We start from the raw sequence: 15973 nt of genomic DNA on the forward strand, positions 1-15973 counted from the left end.
TTTGACAACTTTATTCTGAGGAGCTTCTTACATTGGCATTTTGCTAGTTAGTTTTACATACTAGGTTCGGTAGAACCCAAAATTTTAACAAGAAAATTAAGAGATAGTATTAAATACTACTCACAAAGAATTAATAATCTTGAAAAAGAAATTAAGAGACTCAAAAATCTAATTCAAAAAATGGATGGGGATTCACTGAAGACTCCACCAAAACGGAGCATTACGTAAAGGCTGGGCTGGTATCCATCCCGCATCCAGCCATTCGCTCAATATATACATCTGGATATCATGAGGCGTAAAAATTAACCGCCATTCACTCTGCTCAAAAATATATCTTTGAGGATCTAGAGAACCAACTATTAAAAAACCTTGATCCACATAGTAAGGGAGGCTCCACGAAAAAGCCCATTCTTCGTTTTTAAATTTCGGTTGGGGATTCATTTAACTCTTTCGCGTAGGCATCGCTGTTGAGAGGTAATGGCGCAGCAATCTTAAACTGGTCAGCACGCTTAATCACAAATGGGGTGACTTCGCTCCAATTGGGCAACAGCGCTGGGGCAAACAGAGGCGGAGTGGGCTGCCATATGCCAACAGCTTTCTGGGCTTTATACTCACCTTTGCGATCTGCTCGATGGCTGCTGCGGATTGCTACCAGCTTTTCTGCAACTTCCTTACCCACATTGATGCAGCCAACTTTTGCCTCACCGTCAGGGATTTTTGCCAGTGAAGCGGTTAAGGCTGCATCAAGGGTGGCTTTCTGGGCTGGATAAAGGCGTGTCAAAACACCATGCCCAGCCGCCACCGCAGCCACAGCCACAGAAGCACCTGCAGGCGCTTTGATATTCACGGAATAGGGGGTGTAGCGGCGCTCGATCGCATTTACTGCATCAAAAATTGCTCCATGTGTAATCGCCAGAGTGCGAAACTGCTGCGGTGCAGGCGCGGAGGCTGCAACTGTGGCAGTCTGTGCGATCGCATTCCAATCCAGCACCGCGTCGGTAGGATCGCTGGGTTTAGCTGGCTGCGCTTGAACACTTGGAACCTGAGCGACTTGAGCAGTCTGAGCCTGGGTTGGATCAGAAATTTGCAACAGGCCGATTGCCGTTACAACCGCTAGTACAAAGGCTGAAGCGAATAATCCAAAACGCTTAACTCTAAAGCGCCCGAGCTTGATAATGTATTACACGTTATACTCCTAATCACCTATCGGAAAACAGTATATTAACTGTATGGGAGTTAATATAGTAATGTCAATGTTGCTACAGCTAAGTTTTGAAGGTGGTAGGTAGTAGGTATCGGGACAAGCACTCATCCCACTCCATAGGTATCCGTAATGACTGTGACAACTTCAAATTGCTGAATATAGGCTGGAGTGACGATCGTGGATATCGGGGTGTTACTTGGCGAGCGCCATCATCAAGGCAAAATTTATGCCGTGTCTCGCCGGTGCTTGTTTGCCCTCACCCATCAATCGACCAAACTGTACCCCGCCTTTTTGACAAGCGAATTTCAAAGGTGGTACCCGCCACGTGATTTATCCGTGGAATCAATCCAAAATCGCAAATCGAAAATCCTCAAGCCCCCGCATTGATCCGTGGGGTCAATCTAAAATCTAAAATCTAAAATCTAAAATCGATTGACCCCAGACACCCCCCCAAAGGGTTCGGGGCCTGTGACGGCGGATTCGGAGGGAGGTGCAGATGGCAGTGGTGCAAGCCGGAGACTGGCGATCGGTAATTAAGCATCGGGCGATCGCACCCCAAAATCTTCAGACACCGAAATCAATAATTATTAACTCCGATAAACTTATCGACATACAGTAGTATACTGCCAATAAAGTTACTCTCAATCTTTTCTTGTGGGCATCTATGTTGATTAAGCTCGCCTCAACTCAGATATTAGGCATTTTGAGCTACTGCCATCAAACTGTCCTTTCTCAGAAAACCCGCAGTCTTGCCCTATTATTTGCAACCGGACTCGGCTTGAGTTTGGTAGTGGCAGCTTGTTCTCCTACCGCTACTACCACACAAGACACGGCCACTGCGAACACTTACGCACCTCCAAAAAGCGTTACAGTTAGCATCGGCTACCAAAAATCTGCTACCGTTCTCAACGCCCTCAAAACCAAAGGTGACTTAGAAAAAGCCTTAGCAGCCTCCAAATCTTCTGTAAAATTTCTAGAATTTCCTGCCGGGACTCCTCTATTAGAAGGAATCAACGCAGGCAGTATTGACTTTGGCTACACAGGAGAAGGACCGCCAGTTTTTGCTCAAGCTGCTGGAACCCCATTAGTTTATGTTGCTTACGAAACTGCAAATCCTAAGTCCGAAGGTATCCTAGTTCCCAAGGATTCACCTATAAAAACTGTTGCCGATCTTAAAGGCAAAAAAGTAGCTTTTGCCAAAGGTTCTAACACACATTACCTCCTAGTTAAAGCCTTAGAAACGGCTGGACTTCAATATAGCGACATCAACCCAGCTTTCCTCAAACCAGCAGAAGCCCGCGCCGCTTTTGAAGGGGGAAATGTGGATGCTTGGGCAATTTGGGACCCGTACTTAGCCGCAGCAGAAAAATCCGCCGGCGCCAGACTTATAACAGATGCAACAGGAATCGCTGCCAATCGAGGTTACTATCTTGCCCGCAAAGGTTTTGTGGACGAACATCCTGAGATTTTGAAACTCATTTTAGATGAAGTCAAAAAGGTAGATCGATGGGCGGCGGGCAATCCCGTAGAAGTTGCTAAATTTCTGGAGACGCAATTAGGGATAGAAGCCTCCGTGTTAGAAGTGTCTGAAAAGCGACGCAACTATGGCCTTTTTCCCCTCAGCGATGAAGAGATTGCCGGACAACAGCAAATTGCTGATACCTTCCAAAAACTGCAACTTATTCCTAAGCCCGTCCAAATTAAAGAAATCGTTTTGAAAGATGGTAAGTAGCGTCATTAGCCAGGAGAAATTAACGTGAATACTCAATGGATAAAAACTGATGTGCTTGTAATTGGTGGCGGTACGGCTGGCACCATGGCTGGTATCAAAGCTAAACAGGCAAATCCTGACAGCGAAGTGCTGATTTTAGAAAAGGCAAATATTCGCAGAAGTGGCGCGATAGCCATGGGAATGGACGGTGTAAACACTGCCGTCATTCCCGGCCATTCTACACCAGAACAGTACGTTCGCGAAATTACCCTTGCTAATGACGGCATCCTCAACCAAAAAGCCGTTTATCAAACTGGAAAATTAGGCTATGAAGTCATCCAAGAGTTAGAAAGTTGGGGAGTAAAATTTCAGAAAGATGCCCAAGGTAACTACGACTTAAAACAAGTTCATCGCGTCGGCAAATATGTTTTGCCAATGCCCGAAGGCAAAGACCTCAAACAAATTTTAACCAGACAGGTAAAACGCCACAAAGTTAAAGTTACCAATCGAGTGATGGCAACCCGCGTTTTAGTGCAAGCAGGACGCGCTACAGGAGCCGTTGGCTTTGACGTGCGAAATGGCGATTTTGTAGTAATTCAAGCGAAAGCTGTCATTCTTTCTACAGGTGCTTGCGGTCGTTTAGGACTACCCGATTCCGGCTATCTTTATGGCACCTATGAAAATCCGACTAATGCCGGAGATGGCTATTCAATGGCTTACCACGCTGGAGCAGAACTCACTAACATTGAGTGTTTTCAAGTCAACCCGCTAATTAAAGATTATAACGGTCCTGCTTGCGCTTATGTCGCCGGCCCCTTCGGCGCTCATACTGCTAATGCCGAAGGTCATCGCTTCATTAGTTGCGATTATTGGAGCGGTCAAATGATGCTCGAAATCTGGAATGAATTACACTCTGGTAAAGGCCCAATCCAATTAAAAATGACTCATCTCGATGAAGATACTATCGCTGAAATAGAGTCAATTCTTTGGTCAAATGAGCGGCCGAGTCGAGGTCGATTTCACGAGGGTAGAGGGGAAAATTATCGCGATCACGGCGTTGAAATGCACATTTCAGAAATTGGGCTATGCAGCGGCCACAGCGCCTCTGGTGTTTGGGTGAATGAAAACGCAGAAACAACTGTGCCCGGACTCTACGCAGCGGGAGATATGGCAAGCGTTCCTCATAATTATATGATCGGGGCTTTTGTGTTCGGTAGAATAGCAGGAACTAATGCCATTGACTACATCCAAAGTTTAGATTATGTCGAGCCTGACGCTGATTTTCTGGAAGCAGAAAAAGCGCGGGTTTATGCACCTTTAAACCTGCCCAATGGAATCCCTCACACGCAAGTAGAATATAAGTTGCGGCGCTTAGTTAATGATTATTTACAACCACCCAAAGTAGGAAACAAAATGGAGATTGGGCTGAAAAATTTTGTCCGTTATCAAGACACTCTACAGGAAATGGGCGCTCGCGATCCTCATGAGTTAATGCGCTGTATGGAGGTTCACTTTATTCGAGACTGTGCGGAAATGGCGGCGAGGGCTTCTTTGTATCGCTGTGAGACTCGTTGGGGGCTTTATCATTATCGGCTAGATTACCCTGAGAAAAATAATGAAGAGTGGTTTTGCCATGTTAATTTGAAAAAAGAGGAATCTGGAGAAATGAGATTGTTTAAGCGTCCAGTTGAACCTTATATTGTGGATGTTGATTTACATAAAGAGGATTATAATGTTGTAGCGCGTTGAGTTATAGTAATATTAGGTTATTTGTCCCCGTCATTTGGACAAATAAAACTCAGATTACTATACATTCAAGTGGGATGTGAGATATTGTCTAGTTGATGGATTTTTAGATCGGGAAGATATTGTAGAGTACGTCAGTTCTAAATAATTTGTGAGTTCTACCAAACTTGGGCTCTAAGGCACCCGGCCCCTATAATCAGTTGTTTAAAGGCTATACAGCTTATTGTAGAGGTGAGTTCTCGTCAATATAGCGGTTCTCACGCGTGGTGAGGTATGGGGGCAAGTCCTATGCCCATGCCCACGGAGGCCACGGAGGCCACGGAGGCCGCGAGAGCACCTCATGTTACGCTCGAAAGGCTATATCTTTGATTTCTCCTTATCAGATCCATAAACCCACTCCATCCCACTTGACAATCGGCTAACTCTATTCACCATTAACCATCGCAGCTAACTATGGCTTTAATTACACAACGAGTTGATGTTCCAGTCACCGTAGATGAGTCTAAGTGTTTGGAGAAGTGCCAGGTATGCATTGATGTTTGTCCTTTGGATGTACTGGCCAAAAATCCCGAAACAGGGAAAGCTTACATGAAATACGATGAATGTTGGTTTTGTTTGCCTTGTGAAAAAGAATGTCCAACTAATGCCATAACCGTTAAAATCCCCTTCTTGTTGCGCTAAGTTTTTCTATTTTTTAGAAAGTGTAAAAATTCATGATTGCTGAGAATGATAGTGAATTAAATCAATGGCTAGAAATGCTGCGATCGCCCGAACTAAGCGATCGCCTTGTTGCCGTTAAAAATTTACAATATTTGGGTGATGAAGAAGCTACAAATGCCCTACTTCTCGCCCTGTCAGATGAGAGTATTGCCGTTCAAAAAATTGCCATATCTGCCCTTTGGGAAATTGGCAATCCTGTGGCTATTCCTGCTTTTATTGAGTGTCTAGGTTCCGCCGATGCCGATATTCGCCAAGAAGCATTATCTGCATTAAATGAATTAGTTTCACCAACTGACTTACGGCAACTACTAGATGCACTCCACCGCGACAATGTTAATATCCAACTCAATATCTTAACATTGTTGCGGAAGATTCACGATGCTCAGTCTTTACCCGATATTTTACCATTTTTTGCATCGGATGTTCCTGAATTGAGAGCAACAGCAGTAACCACTCTCAGCTATCTCAATCAGGTGGAAAAATGTCCCCAAGCTTTGACCTTAATATCTGATACAGATTTAAATGTTCGCCGTGCTACGGCTTTAAGTTTAGGACATTTAACAGATCCAAAAGTCATCTCAGTTTTGTGTCAAGCACTCAAAAGCGATACTGACTGGCAAGTGCGACGAAATGCAGCTAAATCTTTGGCAATTCATGCCGATTGTGCGGCAATTTTGGCACTGGAAACAGCGGTAAGTGACGAACACTGGCAAGTTCGCAAATTTGCGCTACAAGCGTTGCAAAAAATTCCCGATGAACGAGTCATGCCTGCTTTGATTAGAGCCTTGGCTGATGAATATTCAGATGTGCGGAAAGAAGCTGCGATCGCCCTCGGTAATCTCAGCAATCCTGCCGCGATGCCTGCGCTGCAACAATCTCTGGACGATCCCGATAAAGAAGTTACTATTTTCTCTCAAAAAGCGATTCAGAAAATTCAAACATTACTGCAAAATTCCCAAAATGGTTGATTCTTCCTCTTTACCAAAAACCAACTCACATCTCCCCTCAGAAAATCCCAATCCTGTGGAAAAATTACGACAGCAAGAAGTTGTCAACTATCTCAAACAAGTCATCGAACCCACACTCAAAAATGATATCATCAGTTTGGGAATGGTGCGAAATTTGCGAATAGTTGAAAATTACATTTATTTGCGCCTTTACATTGGATCGCATCAGCAAGAATTGCCAAAAATAATTGAATCTGTTTTATCGCCTATAAGCTGGTGCAAAAAAACTTATATTCAAACTTGTACCATAGCCAACGTGCGAACTACCTTGGCTATTTCTAGCGGCAAAGGTGGGGTGGGAAAATCTACAACGGCTGTGAATTTAGCCACAGCGTTAAAATTACAGGGAGCCAAGGTAGGCTTGCTAGATGCTGATGTTTACGGCCCCAATATTCCTCAAATGTTAGGCTTAGGGCAAGCGGATGTAGAGACAATTAATACTGCTAAAGGTGAGAAATTTTTACCCCTGGAAGCACAGGGAATTAAAGTGATGTCAGTGGGTTTATTAGCAGAGCCAGAACGCCCTTTAGCATGGCGAGGTCCTGTTCTCCACAAAATTATTACGCAGTTTATTCAAGATGTAGAATGGGGCGAATTAGATTATTTACTCATTGATTTACCCCCCGGTACCGGAGATGCTCAAATTACCATTGTGCAAGAAAGTCCTATTTGTGGAGTGATTCTCGTTACTACGCCGCAACAAATATCTATTTCCGATGTCCGTCGCAATATTTATATGTTTCGCCAAGTAGGGGTTCCAGTGCTTGGGATTATTGAAAATATGAGTTATTTAATCGGCGATCGCCATGAAGAACCGATACAAATTTTTGGTAGCGGTGGGGGCAAACAGTTAGCAGAAGAACTTCAAGCACCCCTCCTTGCCCAAATTCCTATAGATGCGCGCATCTGTGCGGGAGGTGATACAGGAAAACCCCTAACAATTGCAGATCCGAACTCGGCGGTATCTCAGATTTTTATGCAGATAGCAGCAGGGCTAGATGCTACTTTTTCTCCGGCGCGTGCAACTGATACATTACCCCTGAATATTAATCATTTAAGTAACTAGATAAGTCAGACAAGCAAAAATTTACACAATGTGCTTGCATTTTTGAAGTCCTTTGTGGAATAATAGGAGCTTATTAGCCTAAACTACGGTATATCGGTCGGTTTATCGTAGCTTACTCATCAATAATGATTAGCTCAGCTTTTATATAGCTATGGCGTTTTGTGGTTTTCAATACTTGAAACTTAGGAAGGAACAGTGTTAACCCGATTAATAGAGAGCCTATTTTTAGCTAAATTGAGGCATTTTTGGAGCAAACTCAAACCTAGTTCAATCAAGACCTTTGCTTTGCTTTTTGCAGTTGGCTTCAGTTTGAGTTTGACGGTTTCTGCCTGTAGTCCTACTCAGCAAACAAATACAACTACTGGCCCGACTTCTGCAGCCACATCGGTGGCTAGTTCTAAATCACAAGAGAGCAATGTAATTCGGATCGGCTATCAAAAATATGGCACTCTAACTCTCCTAAAATCACGGGGGGATTTAGAAAAGCGTTTGGCATCCCAAAGCACTTCTGTACAGTGGGTTCAATTTCCCGCTGGCCCTCAATTACTGGAAGCTTTGAATGCAGGCAGTATTGACTTTGGCCATACAGGAGAAGCGCCGCCTATTTTCGCACAAGCGGCTGGCGCACCATTGGTATATGTTGCTAACGAACCTCCTAATCCTAAAGGCGAAGCTATCTTAGTACCGAAAGATTCTCCCATTCAAGATGTGGCTGGGTTGAAAGGCAAAAAAGTTGTATTTAATAAGGGATCAAATGTGCAATACCTAGTGGTAGAAGCATTAACAGCAGCCGGATTAAAATATAGCGACATTAAGCCTATTTATCTGCCGCCAGCAGATGCGCGGGCAGCTTTTGAACAAGGTAGCGTTGATGCTTGGGCGATTTGGGACCCGTTTTTTACAGTAGCGAAACGAGCTACAGGTGCTCGTATTCTTAAGGATGGAGAAGGGCTGGTCGCTAATCGGGAATTCTATCTAGCTGCCAAACCTTTTAACGATCAATATCCTGACCGGATTAAGGCAATTTTAGAGGAAATTCAAAAAGTAGATGAATGGGCGGCAACTCAACCAACTGAAGTGGCAAAACTGCTGTCCCCTGAGCTTGGTATTGATGTTCCAACTTTAGAGGAAATCTCACGGAGACGGCCTTACGGTGTGCAGCAAATTACGGGTGAAGTGGTTACTTATCAGCAAAAAGTTGCTGATACTTTCTTGGATTTGAAGTTACTTCCAAAACCAATCAAAATTAGCGAAGTGGCTCAGGTAACTAAACAATAAATAGTGATGGAGACTAAGAGAAATGGAATTATTTTGGTTTATCCCAACTCACGGAGACGGACGCTATTTAGCTACAGGAATTGGAGGGCGCTCTTGCAATTTTTCCTACTTAAAGCAAATCGCTCAAGCCGTCGATCGTTTAGGATTTACGGGCGCGCTGCTTCCGACTGGGCGTTCTTGCGAAGACGCATGGGTAGTGGCTTCATCTCTAATGGCTGTTACAGAAAAAATGCGTTTTTTAGTAGCAATTCGTCCTGGATTAATGTCTCCTGGGGTAGCAGCACGGATGGCGGCAACGTTTGACAGGTTATCTAACGGACGCTTGCTGATTAATGTTGTTACGGGCGGTGACCCGATTGAATTGGCGGGGGATGGAGTGCATCTGGGTCACGATGCACGTTATGAACTGACGGATGAATTCTTGACTGTTTGGAGAGAGATGCTTGAAGCTAGTAACTCGACTAACGGGCGAGAGCAAGAAGTCAATTTTAGCGGTGAATACCTTCAGATAAAGGGCGGAAAACTTTTATTTCCCCCTGTACAAACTCCTCATCCTCCGTTATGGTTTGGCGGTTCTTCGCCAATAGCACAACAAATTGCCGCTAAACATATAGATGTTTATCTTACTTGGGGAGAACCGCCACAACAAGTAGCCAAAAAAATTGAAGCTGTGAAAAAATTAGCAGCAGAACAGGGTAGAACTGTGCGTTTTGGAATTCGCCTTCATGTCATTGTACGCGAAACTGAAAGCGAAGCTTGGGAGGATGCCAATCGATTGATTCAATATGTCGATGAAGATGCGATCGCCGCCGCCCAAAAAGCTTATGCTAGGATGGATTCTGAAGGGCAGCGGCGCATGACACAACTGCACACAGGCAGCCGCGAAGCTCTGGAAATTAGCCCCAATTTGTGGGCGGGAATTGGGTTAGTAAGAGGCGGTGCCGGTACTGCTTTAGTGGGAGAGCCCGATACCGTTGTCGCGCGAATGTTGGAATATTCCGAGTTGGGAATTGAAACTTTCATTTTTTCTGGTTATCCCCACTTAGAAGAAGCGTATCGAGTGGCTGAATTGCTATTCCCCCGCTTGCCGCTGAAAAACCAACCGACTGTACATCAACCGCAAATGTTTAGTCCTTTTGGGGAAATTGTTGCCAACGAAAAGTTTCTCCAACAACAACAAGTTATTCCTACGAGTGCGTTATGAATAAAAAATGGCTCAAAAACCCCTATTTTCAGCAGGTAATTCCCTGGATTGTACCACTGCTGCTGATTGTTAGCTGGCAATTATTGGTGCAGGTGGGTTGGCTTTCCACAAGAGTTTTACCAGCACCAACAGGTGTTTTAAGTGCAGGAATTAGATTGGCAATTAGCGGAGAACTGTTTCACCATATCGGAATTAGTGCTTGGCGTGCGCTGGTTGGTTTCATCATAGGCGGAGGAATTGGTTTGACTCTTGGTTTCCTCAATGGTCTTTTTCCAATCGCCGAAAAGCTGCTAGATACTTCTCTGCAAATGATTCGTAATATTCCACACCTCGCCTTAATTCCTCTAGTAATTTTGTGGTTTGGCATTGGCGATCCAGCTCGATTATTTTTGGTAGCTTTGGGTGTGTTTTTTCCAATGTATATCAATACATTTCACGGCATCCGCAGTGTAGATGCTGGATTGATTGAAATGGGAAAAGTTTATGGCTTGAGTGCCAGGTCTCTTTTGTGGAAAATTATTTTGCCTGGGGCCTTGCCTTCTATTTTGGTAGGGCTGCGATATTCCTTGGGGATTATGTGGCTGACGCTGATTGTCGCAGAAACAATTGCGGCGGACTCTGGTATTGGTTACATGGCAATGAATGCTCGCGAGTTCTTGCAAACTGATGTAGTTGTGGTGAGCATTATCATGTATGCTTTGTTGGGTAAGTTGGCAGATGCGATCGCCAGGAAGTTAGAAGAGAAATGGCTTGCTTGGCATCCCAATTATCAGCCAGCTTAAGTGATTAGTCATTAGTCAACAGTCATTAGTCATTAGTCAACAGTCAACGGTCAACAGTCAACAGTCAACAATGATTTCGGTGCAACCGGAATCGATATAAGCCTTTTGAGGAAATTGTTAAAACATTGGGGAAACGATCGACGTTCCACCGTGGAAGCACGTTTGTATCGCTGCATTTTTGCGTCAGTAACCTTCAACCAAACAATTGAGGAAAATTCAAGCATGAGTCAAGTTCTGCAAGAAGTGCTGTCTGCTAACCGGGAATATGCTGCAAACTTTGATGACAAAGGCAATTTGCCCCTACCTCCGGGTCGTCGCTTTGCTATTCTAACCTGCATGGACGCTCGCCTCGATCCAGCAAAATATGCTGGGCTGGCAGAAGGGGATGCCCATGTCATTCGTAACGCTGGAGGGCGGGCTAGCGATGACGCAATTCGATCGCTCGTAATCTCTTACAAGCTATTGGGAACTGGTGAATGGTTCGTCATTCACCATACGGATTGTGGGATGCAACTCTTTACCGACAGCATCATCCGAGAACTATTGACAAACAGCCTGGAAACCGCTTTAATCGACGAAAACGGTTGGCGAGATGTAGGGCAGGGTTCGGGTTCGACGGCAGGTGAATTTGTCGATTGGTTAACGTTCAAAGATTTGGCAGAAAGCGTGTTTGTGGATGTCAAACGAATTCGCAACCATCCCCTGGTGCCACCAACCATTCCGATTTATGGCTTTATCTACGATGTGAAAACAGGGCAATTGATTGAAGTCCCCAGCGCCACTGAAGTCGGTCGAGCAACAGTTCCAGCTATCGCGTCATCGTAATGGACGATCGCAAAAATGCACAATACTTTGCGGTTTTCTCAACTATGAATTAGTGCTTTTCACGCTCTCACCTTTATTGCAACTAAGCTAATCCGCATTTAAATTGCATGGTAAAATAAATTTTTACTCTTGTGGGGTGGGCCGGAGAGCCCGCCCTCAACATACAATTTAAATGCACAACAGCTTATGAGCCATTTGATTGAATACGAAGACGCAAATGATGAAGTGCGCGCAGTGTATGACGACATTCGCGCGACACGCAAAACCGAGTACATCAACAACTTTTGGAAAGCGATCGCCAACCATCCGCCTACCCTGCAACGTACCTGGCAGAATGTGAAGGAGGTGATGACGGGTCCGGGAGAACTAGATCCCCTGACCCGCGAGTTAATCTACATTGCTGTCAGCGTTACAAATGGTTGCCCATACTGCATTTCATCTCATACAGCCTCCGCGCGAGCCAAGGGAATGGATGATGCCATATTTGGGGAACTGATGGCGATCGTGGCAACCGCAAACGCTACCAATCGACTGGCAAATGGCTATCAAATTCCGGTGGATGAACAATTTAAATTATAAAAGGCGTTCAATCTTAACCACTTATAATCTATCTCTATGGCAACTGAATTAACAGTAGATGTTTCTCAGATTACCGTTATAGATATTAGTTCGCTGGTATCGGGAAATTGCCTAGATACTGTTGCCAACCAAATCCGACAAGCTTGCTGCGGCACAGGTTTTTTTTACATTGTTGAGCATGGTGTAGACCAAGGCTTGCAAAACCGTTTGGAGCAACTGAGCCGTCAGTTTTTTGCTCTAGATTTAGAAACCAAAATGCAAATTCGGATGGCGCTGGGAGGTCGGGCATGGCGCGGCTACTTTCCGGTTGGAGGTGAACTGACGAATGGTAAACCAGATTTGAAAGAAGGAATTTATTTTGGATCGGAATTGAATCAAACCCATCCGGCTGTTCAAGTAGGTATTCCCATGTTTGGAGCGAATCTGTTTCCAGAGATTCCTCAGTTTCGCTCCACAGTGCTGGAGTATCTAGCAGTCATGACGCAACTGGGTCACGCAGTAATGGCTGGAATTGCCCTGAGTTTGAGCGAAGATGCCTCTTATTTTCGCGATCGCTATACGAGCGATCCCCTGATTTTATTTCGCATCTTCAACTATCCACCACAAAGCAATCCGCAAGGGCAATCCTGGGGAGTGGGAGAGCATACCGATTACGGTTTGCTCACGATTCTCAAGCAGGATGATTTAGGTGGGTTGCAAGTGAAGACAAAATCAGGCTGGATTGATGCTCCCCCGATCGCCAACTCATTTGTTTGTAACATTGGCGATATGCTCGATCGCCTCACAGGTGGACTTTATCGCTCTACTCCTCATCGAGTCAAGAATGTGTCGGGACGCGATCGCCTCTCGTTTCCATTCTTCTTCGATCCCAATTTCAATGCTGAACTCCACCCGATCGAAATCAAGGGAGCGATCGTCGATGACAACAGGAACGAACGTTGGGATAAAGCCAGCGTTCACGAGTTTCGCGGCACTTACGGCGATTATGTGCTGAACAAAGTTGCAAAGGTTTTTCCCCAATTGCGCCAGGAAGTTTTTTAACTGATATCTTGCACCATTGTCAGCAACAGGCAAGATGCCTGTTCCACAAAAGATAAATTTTCTCGCTTCACAGGCATCTTGCCTGTTCATAAAAGGTTAATTGACAATGGTGCAAGATGTAAGTTGAGATACTCCCCGCACTGGCGGCGACTACAACACCGTCGCAGCCAGTGCCCGTGCCTGCTCGCGCAGTTCAGGGACAGCAATCGTTTCCCATAAATCACCTCTGCGCGGGGTTCCCAAAGTATAGAGCAGACTTGAAGGGTTGCCCCGAGCATCTAATACGGCACCATCAGCCGCAGTATCCAATCCCAAACCGATGTCGTTGGGGCGGATCAACCCTTGGACACGCAAATTGGCGATCGGGGATTGGGGCAATCGGCGATAATCTATTTGTACCCCTGTGCAATTCACCGCGCGGCTGACCTGCAACACCCGATTCCTTTGCGTTTGGCGATCGCGAACGGTAACAGCCACCCCATCAGGTACCGCTTGATAGTCCTGAATGCGCCCTGCGGTAATTGTCAGTTGCCCTGATTCCAGCATTTCCCCGACAACATCCCCCATTTCAGGGGCAATCCGATGCCGGTGCACATCCCAATAGGGGGTGGCATGGCGCAAAAACCGTCGCTGCTCCGCGCGGCCGAGTTGTTGCCAGAGTTGCTGGGTGATCGGACGCAGGGAATCGATCGCCGATCGCCAGTCGTAGCCCTGCTGGGCCGCCGTCTGCACCTCGCTCCGAATGCACCGCAGCAAGCCCCGAATCGTTTTGGGCGCGGTGTCTGGGGTCAAAAAGGCGGGGTAGGGTTTGGTCGATCGATGGGTCAGCGGCAACAAGCCGCGGCGAGACACGGCGTAAATTTTGCCTTGATGGTGGCGCGAGTGGAGCGACACCACCATATCCATCATTGTCAGTCCAGTGCCAATCAGCAACACCGGCGCATCAAGCTCAAGCCCTGCCAAGGCCGAAGCTGACCACGCATGGCGGAGGTAGGGGGTGTCATCGTCCTTAGTTGGCGATGCACTGGGAACTGCTGGCGCGTTTCCCACGGCCAGCACAATTTTGTCTGCCACGAAAGCACGGCCGCTGCGCAGGGAGACGATCGCACCTTTACCTTTGGCTTGTGGCTCCACTGCCACCACTTCATCGATGACGCGCTCCAGCCGCACGTTACTCGATGCGGCGGCTTCAGCTTCCTCCAGAATCGACTGAATGTAAAGCCCGTAGATATGACGGGGAATGAAACTGCTGGCGTTCAGGTCATTGGGCAGGAATGCCGCCAATTCGCTGCGGTTATCGTGCAGCCAGCGCAGCAGATGACCGGGATCGTCGGAAAAGGCACTCATTTTGCCTGCAGATACATTCAGCAAATGGCTGGTGTCATAGGTGCTGTATGCAACTCCAAGGCCAATCTCGTGACTGCGATCGATCAGCTCGATCAGCAGGGGTCGGTTGGCTGTTTTCAACAGGTGAACCGCTACGAGACAACCACTAAAGCCAGCACCGACGATCGCGATCGTTGTTATAGGAGCGGAAGTCAGCATTTTAGGAACCCTATCAGCATCAAATAGAATAAGCTGTTGCGGCATTTAAATTGTCTGTCAAAAAAAAATCAAAGTCTTGTGGGGTGGGCGTCCCGCCCGCCCTGAATATACAATTTAAATGCGCGACAGCTTAGGAAGGTATTTATTTTTAAGACATCGGATCTATGAAAATATATCGCTGCCTCAGTCTCCCACACTTAGCAACAAGGGGGGATTTTTAATTACCTGGTTTCCAAACTAATTCTTCAACTTTGAGTTGCTTGGGAATTAAGCCAAGTTCAAAAAAAGTATCGGCAATTTCCTGTTGCTCGGCAACCATATCAGCTTGGATCGGTTCAAATCCATAACTCCGCCGTCGAGTGACTACATCTAAGATAGAAACATCAACTTTCAGAATGGGAGCGAGAATCTTGACTACTTCTGCGGGATTCGCATCAGCCCAAGTCGCTACTGCTTGAGTTTCTTCTCTAATTGCCTCAATGATTTTGAAATTAGGGTAAACAAATGACTGATTAGCTAAGTAAAAATCGCGGTTAGCGGCTAGTCCTTTACTATCTTTAACAACACGAACATCTTTTTGCGCTTGAGCTGCTGCATAAAAGGGGTCCCAAATCACCCAAGCATCTACGTTACCTTGTTGGAAGGCAGCTCTGGCATCGGCTGGTGTCAGGTTTGCCGGCTCAATATCATTCCATTTTATTCGGGCGGATTTCAGTGCTTTTGCTAATAGGTAATTGGCACTTGAACCTTTTGTAAAAGCTATTTTCTTTCCCCGCAAATCCTCAAGGGTTTGAATTGCCGAATTAGCAGGGACTAAAATACCTGAACTGCGGTCTTTGGGGGCGCTACCACCAATGTACAGCAGAGGCGCGCTAGCAGCCTGGGCAAAGACTGGAGGAGCGTCCCCGGTGCGCCCGATGTCGATGCTGCCGACGTTTAGTGCTTCCAGCATCGGAGGGCCTGACTGAAATTCTTTCCACTCAACGGATATACCTAGAGGCTGCAAGCGTTTCTCTAAACCGCCTCTAGCTTTGACTAGGGTGAAGGGGTCGAATTTCTGATGACCGATGCGGACTACCTTAGCTGCAGTTGCTGTGGGGGAAGCGACGGGGCTTGCAGAGCCCGTAGGGGTGGGAGTATTGTTACAGGCGGCGATCGCCCAATTCAAGCCGATTCCTAATAGAAATAGCACTGCTAGGGAAAAGTGCGATCGCCATAATTGAGCAAGGAATGAAATCACTCTTTTGAGCATAAACAATAATATT

The 15973-nt window shown here is 46.0% G+C and carries 16 protein-coding genes; 12 read left to right on the forward strand and 4 right to left on the reverse strand.

The features are described from left to right. Nucleotides 1-192: 192 nt before the first annotated feature. Entirely contained in the window at nucleotides 193-441 is a 249-nt protein-coding gene (locus tag QUB61_RS23945) for a hypothetical protein (RefSeq protein ID WP_333132592.1), read from the reverse strand. Then, nucleotides 419-1090, reverse strand: a complete 672-nt coding sequence (locus tag QUB61_RS23950; RefSeq protein ID WP_333132591.1) for a hypothetical protein — start codon at nucleotides 1088-1090, stop codon at nucleotides 419-421. Before QUB61_RS23950 ends, QUB61_RS23945 begins: the two co-directional genes overlap by 23 nt. A 610-nt stretch (nucleotides 1091-1700) precedes the next feature. On the opposite strand from QUB61_RS23950, the gene QUB61_RS23955 reads away from it, so the two are divergent. From QUB61_RS23955 to QUB61_RS24010, 12 genes are all read left to right on the forward strand, one after another. Further along, a complete protein-coding gene (locus QUB61_RS23955; RefSeq protein ID WP_333132590.1) occupies nucleotides 1701-1823 on the forward strand; it encodes a hypothetical protein in 123 nt (40 codons plus the stop codon). A 45-nt stretch (nucleotides 1824-1868) separates the two neighbouring features. Beyond that, entirely contained in the window at nucleotides 1869-2936 is a 1068-nt protein-coding gene (locus QUB61_RS23960; RefSeq protein WP_333132589.1) for a sulfonate ABC transporter substrate-binding protein, read from the forward strand. Nucleotides 2937-2960: 24 nt separating this feature from the next. Continuing rightward, the gene (locus tag QUB61_RS23965) at nucleotides 2961-4664 is read left to right on the forward strand and encodes a fumarate reductase/succinate dehydrogenase flavoprotein subunit (protein ID WP_333132588.1); all 1704 of its coding nucleotides are present in this window, start codon (nucleotides 2961-2963) and stop codon (nucleotides 4662-4664) included. Between the two features lie 450 nt (nucleotides 4665-5114). Continuing rightward, complete coding sequence (locus tag QUB61_RS23970; RefSeq protein WP_332959817.1) at nucleotides 5115-5342, forward strand: 4Fe-4S dicluster domain-containing protein; 228 nt, start codon at nucleotides 5115-5117, stop codon at nucleotides 5340-5342. 32 nt (nucleotides 5343-5374) lie between these two features. Then, entirely contained in the window at nucleotides 5375-6349 is a 975-nt protein-coding gene (locus QUB61_RS23975) for a HEAT repeat domain-containing protein (RefSeq protein ID WP_333132587.1), read from the forward strand. After that, on the forward strand, nucleotides 6342-7454 hold the full coding sequence (locus tag QUB61_RS23980) for an Mrp/NBP35 family ATP-binding protein (protein ID WP_333132586.1): 1113 nt from the start codon (nucleotides 6342-6344) through the stop codon (nucleotides 7452-7454). Before QUB61_RS23975 ends, QUB61_RS23980 begins: the two co-directional genes overlap by 8 nt. Nucleotides 7455-7649: 195 nt before the next feature. Then, nucleotides 7650-8732, forward strand: coding sequence for a sulfonate ABC transporter substrate-binding protein (locus QUB61_RS23985; protein ID WP_333132585.1), 1083 nt, complete (start codon nucleotides 7650-7652; stop codon nucleotides 8730-8732). Between the two features lie 22 nt (nucleotides 8733-8754). Then, nucleotides 8755-9936 carry an FMNH2-dependent alkanesulfonate monooxygenase gene (gene ssuD / locus QUB61_RS23990; protein ID WP_333132584.1) on the forward strand — a complete coding sequence of 394 codons (1182 nt, stop codon included), beginning with the start codon at nucleotides 8755-8757 and terminating at the stop codon, nucleotides 9934-9936. Next, nucleotides 9933-10718: an aliphatic sulfonate ABC transporter permease SsuC gene (gene ssuC, locus QUB61_RS23995; protein ID WP_333132583.1), complete on the forward strand. Its 786-nt coding sequence runs from the start codon at nucleotides 9933-9935 to the stop codon at nucleotides 10716-10718. Before ssuD ends, ssuC begins: the two co-directional genes overlap by 4 nt. Nucleotides 10719-10832: 114 nt before the next feature. Beyond that, entirely contained in the window at nucleotides 10833-11543 is a 711-nt protein-coding gene (locus tag QUB61_RS24000; protein ID WP_333132582.1) for a carbonic anhydrase, read from the forward strand. Between the two features lie 186 nt (nucleotides 11544-11729). Then, nucleotides 11730-12122, forward strand: a complete 393-nt coding sequence (locus QUB61_RS24005) for a carboxymuconolactone decarboxylase family protein (protein ID WP_333132581.1) — start codon at nucleotides 11730-11732, stop codon at nucleotides 12120-12122. Between the two features lie 36 nt (nucleotides 12123-12158). Then, on the forward strand, nucleotides 12159-13163 hold the full coding sequence (locus QUB61_RS24010; protein WP_333132580.1) for a 2-oxoglutarate and iron-dependent oxygenase domain-containing protein: 1005 nt from the start codon (nucleotides 12159-12161) through the stop codon (nucleotides 13161-13163). A 150-nt stretch (nucleotides 13164-13313) separates the two neighbouring features. On the opposite strand, the gene QUB61_RS24015 is transcribed toward QUB61_RS24010, so the two are convergent. Both QUB61_RS24015 and QUB61_RS24020 read right to left on the reverse strand, forming a co-directional pair. Beyond that, the gene (locus QUB61_RS24015; protein ID WP_333132579.1) at nucleotides 13314-14753 is read right to left on the reverse strand and encodes an FAD/NAD(P)-binding protein; all 1440 of its coding nucleotides are present in this window, start codon (nucleotides 14751-14753) and stop codon (nucleotides 13314-13316) included. A gap of 172 nt (nucleotides 14754-14925) precedes the next feature. After that, nucleotides 14926-15960 (reverse strand): sulfonate ABC transporter substrate-binding protein, encoded by a 1035-nt coding sequence (locus QUB61_RS24020; RefSeq protein ID WP_333132578.1) that lies wholly within the window; start codon nucleotides 15958-15960, stop codon nucleotides 14926-14928. Between the last annotated feature and the right edge of the window lie 13 nt (nucleotides 15961-15973).

The organism is Microcoleus sp. C2D2, assembly GCF_036702495.1.
Classification (GTDB): domain Bacteria; phylum Cyanobacteriota; class Cyanobacteriia; order Cyanobacteriales; family Microcoleaceae; genus Microcoleus.

Excerpts from the sequence above, each read along its gene's own strand:
- QUB61_RS23945 (WP_333132592.1), bottom strand. The coding sequence starts at position 441 with ATGAATCCCCAACCGAAATTTAAAAACGAAGAATGGGCTTTTTCGTGG.
- QUB61_RS23955 (WP_333132590.1), top strand. The coding sequence starts at position 1,701 with ATGGCAGTGGTGCAAGCCGGAGACTGGCGATCGGTAATTAAGCATCGG.
- QUB61_RS23960 (WP_333132589.1), top strand. The coding sequence starts at position 1,869 with ATGTTGATTAAGCTCGCCTCAACTCAGATATTAGGCATTTTGAGCTAC.
- QUB61_RS23970 (WP_332959817.1), top strand. The coding sequence starts at position 5,115 with ATGGCTTTAATTACACAACGAGTTGATGTTCCAGTCACCGTAGATGAG.
- QUB61_RS23975 (WP_333132587.1), top strand. The coding sequence starts at position 5,375 with ATGATTGCTGAGAATGATAGTGAATTAAATCAATGGCTAGAAATGCTG.
- QUB61_RS23980 (WP_333132586.1), top strand. The coding sequence starts at position 6,342 with ATGGTTGATTCTTCCTCTTTACCAAAAACCAACTCACATCTCCCCTCA.
- ssuD (WP_333132584.1), top strand. The coding sequence starts at position 8,755 with ATGGAATTATTTTGGTTTATCCCAACTCACGGAGACGGACGCTATTTA.
- ssuC (WP_333132583.1), top strand. The coding sequence starts at position 9,933 with ATGAATAAAAAATGGCTCAAAAACCCCTATTTTCAGCAGGTAATTCCC.
- QUB61_RS24005 (WP_333132581.1), top strand. The coding sequence starts at position 11,730 with ATGAGCCATTTGATTGAATACGAAGACGCAAATGATGAAGTGCGCGCA.
- QUB61_RS24010 (WP_333132580.1), top strand. The coding sequence starts at position 12,159 with ATGGCAACTGAATTAACAGTAGATGTTTCTCAGATTACCGTTATAGAT.
- QUB61_RS24015 (WP_333132579.1), bottom strand. The coding sequence starts at position 14,753 with ATGCCGCAACAGCTTATTCTATTTGATGCTGATAGGGTTCCTAAAATG.
- QUB61_RS24020 (WP_333132578.1), bottom strand. The coding sequence starts at position 15,960 with ATGCTCAAAAGAGTGATTTCATTCCTTGCTCAATTATGGCGATCGCAC.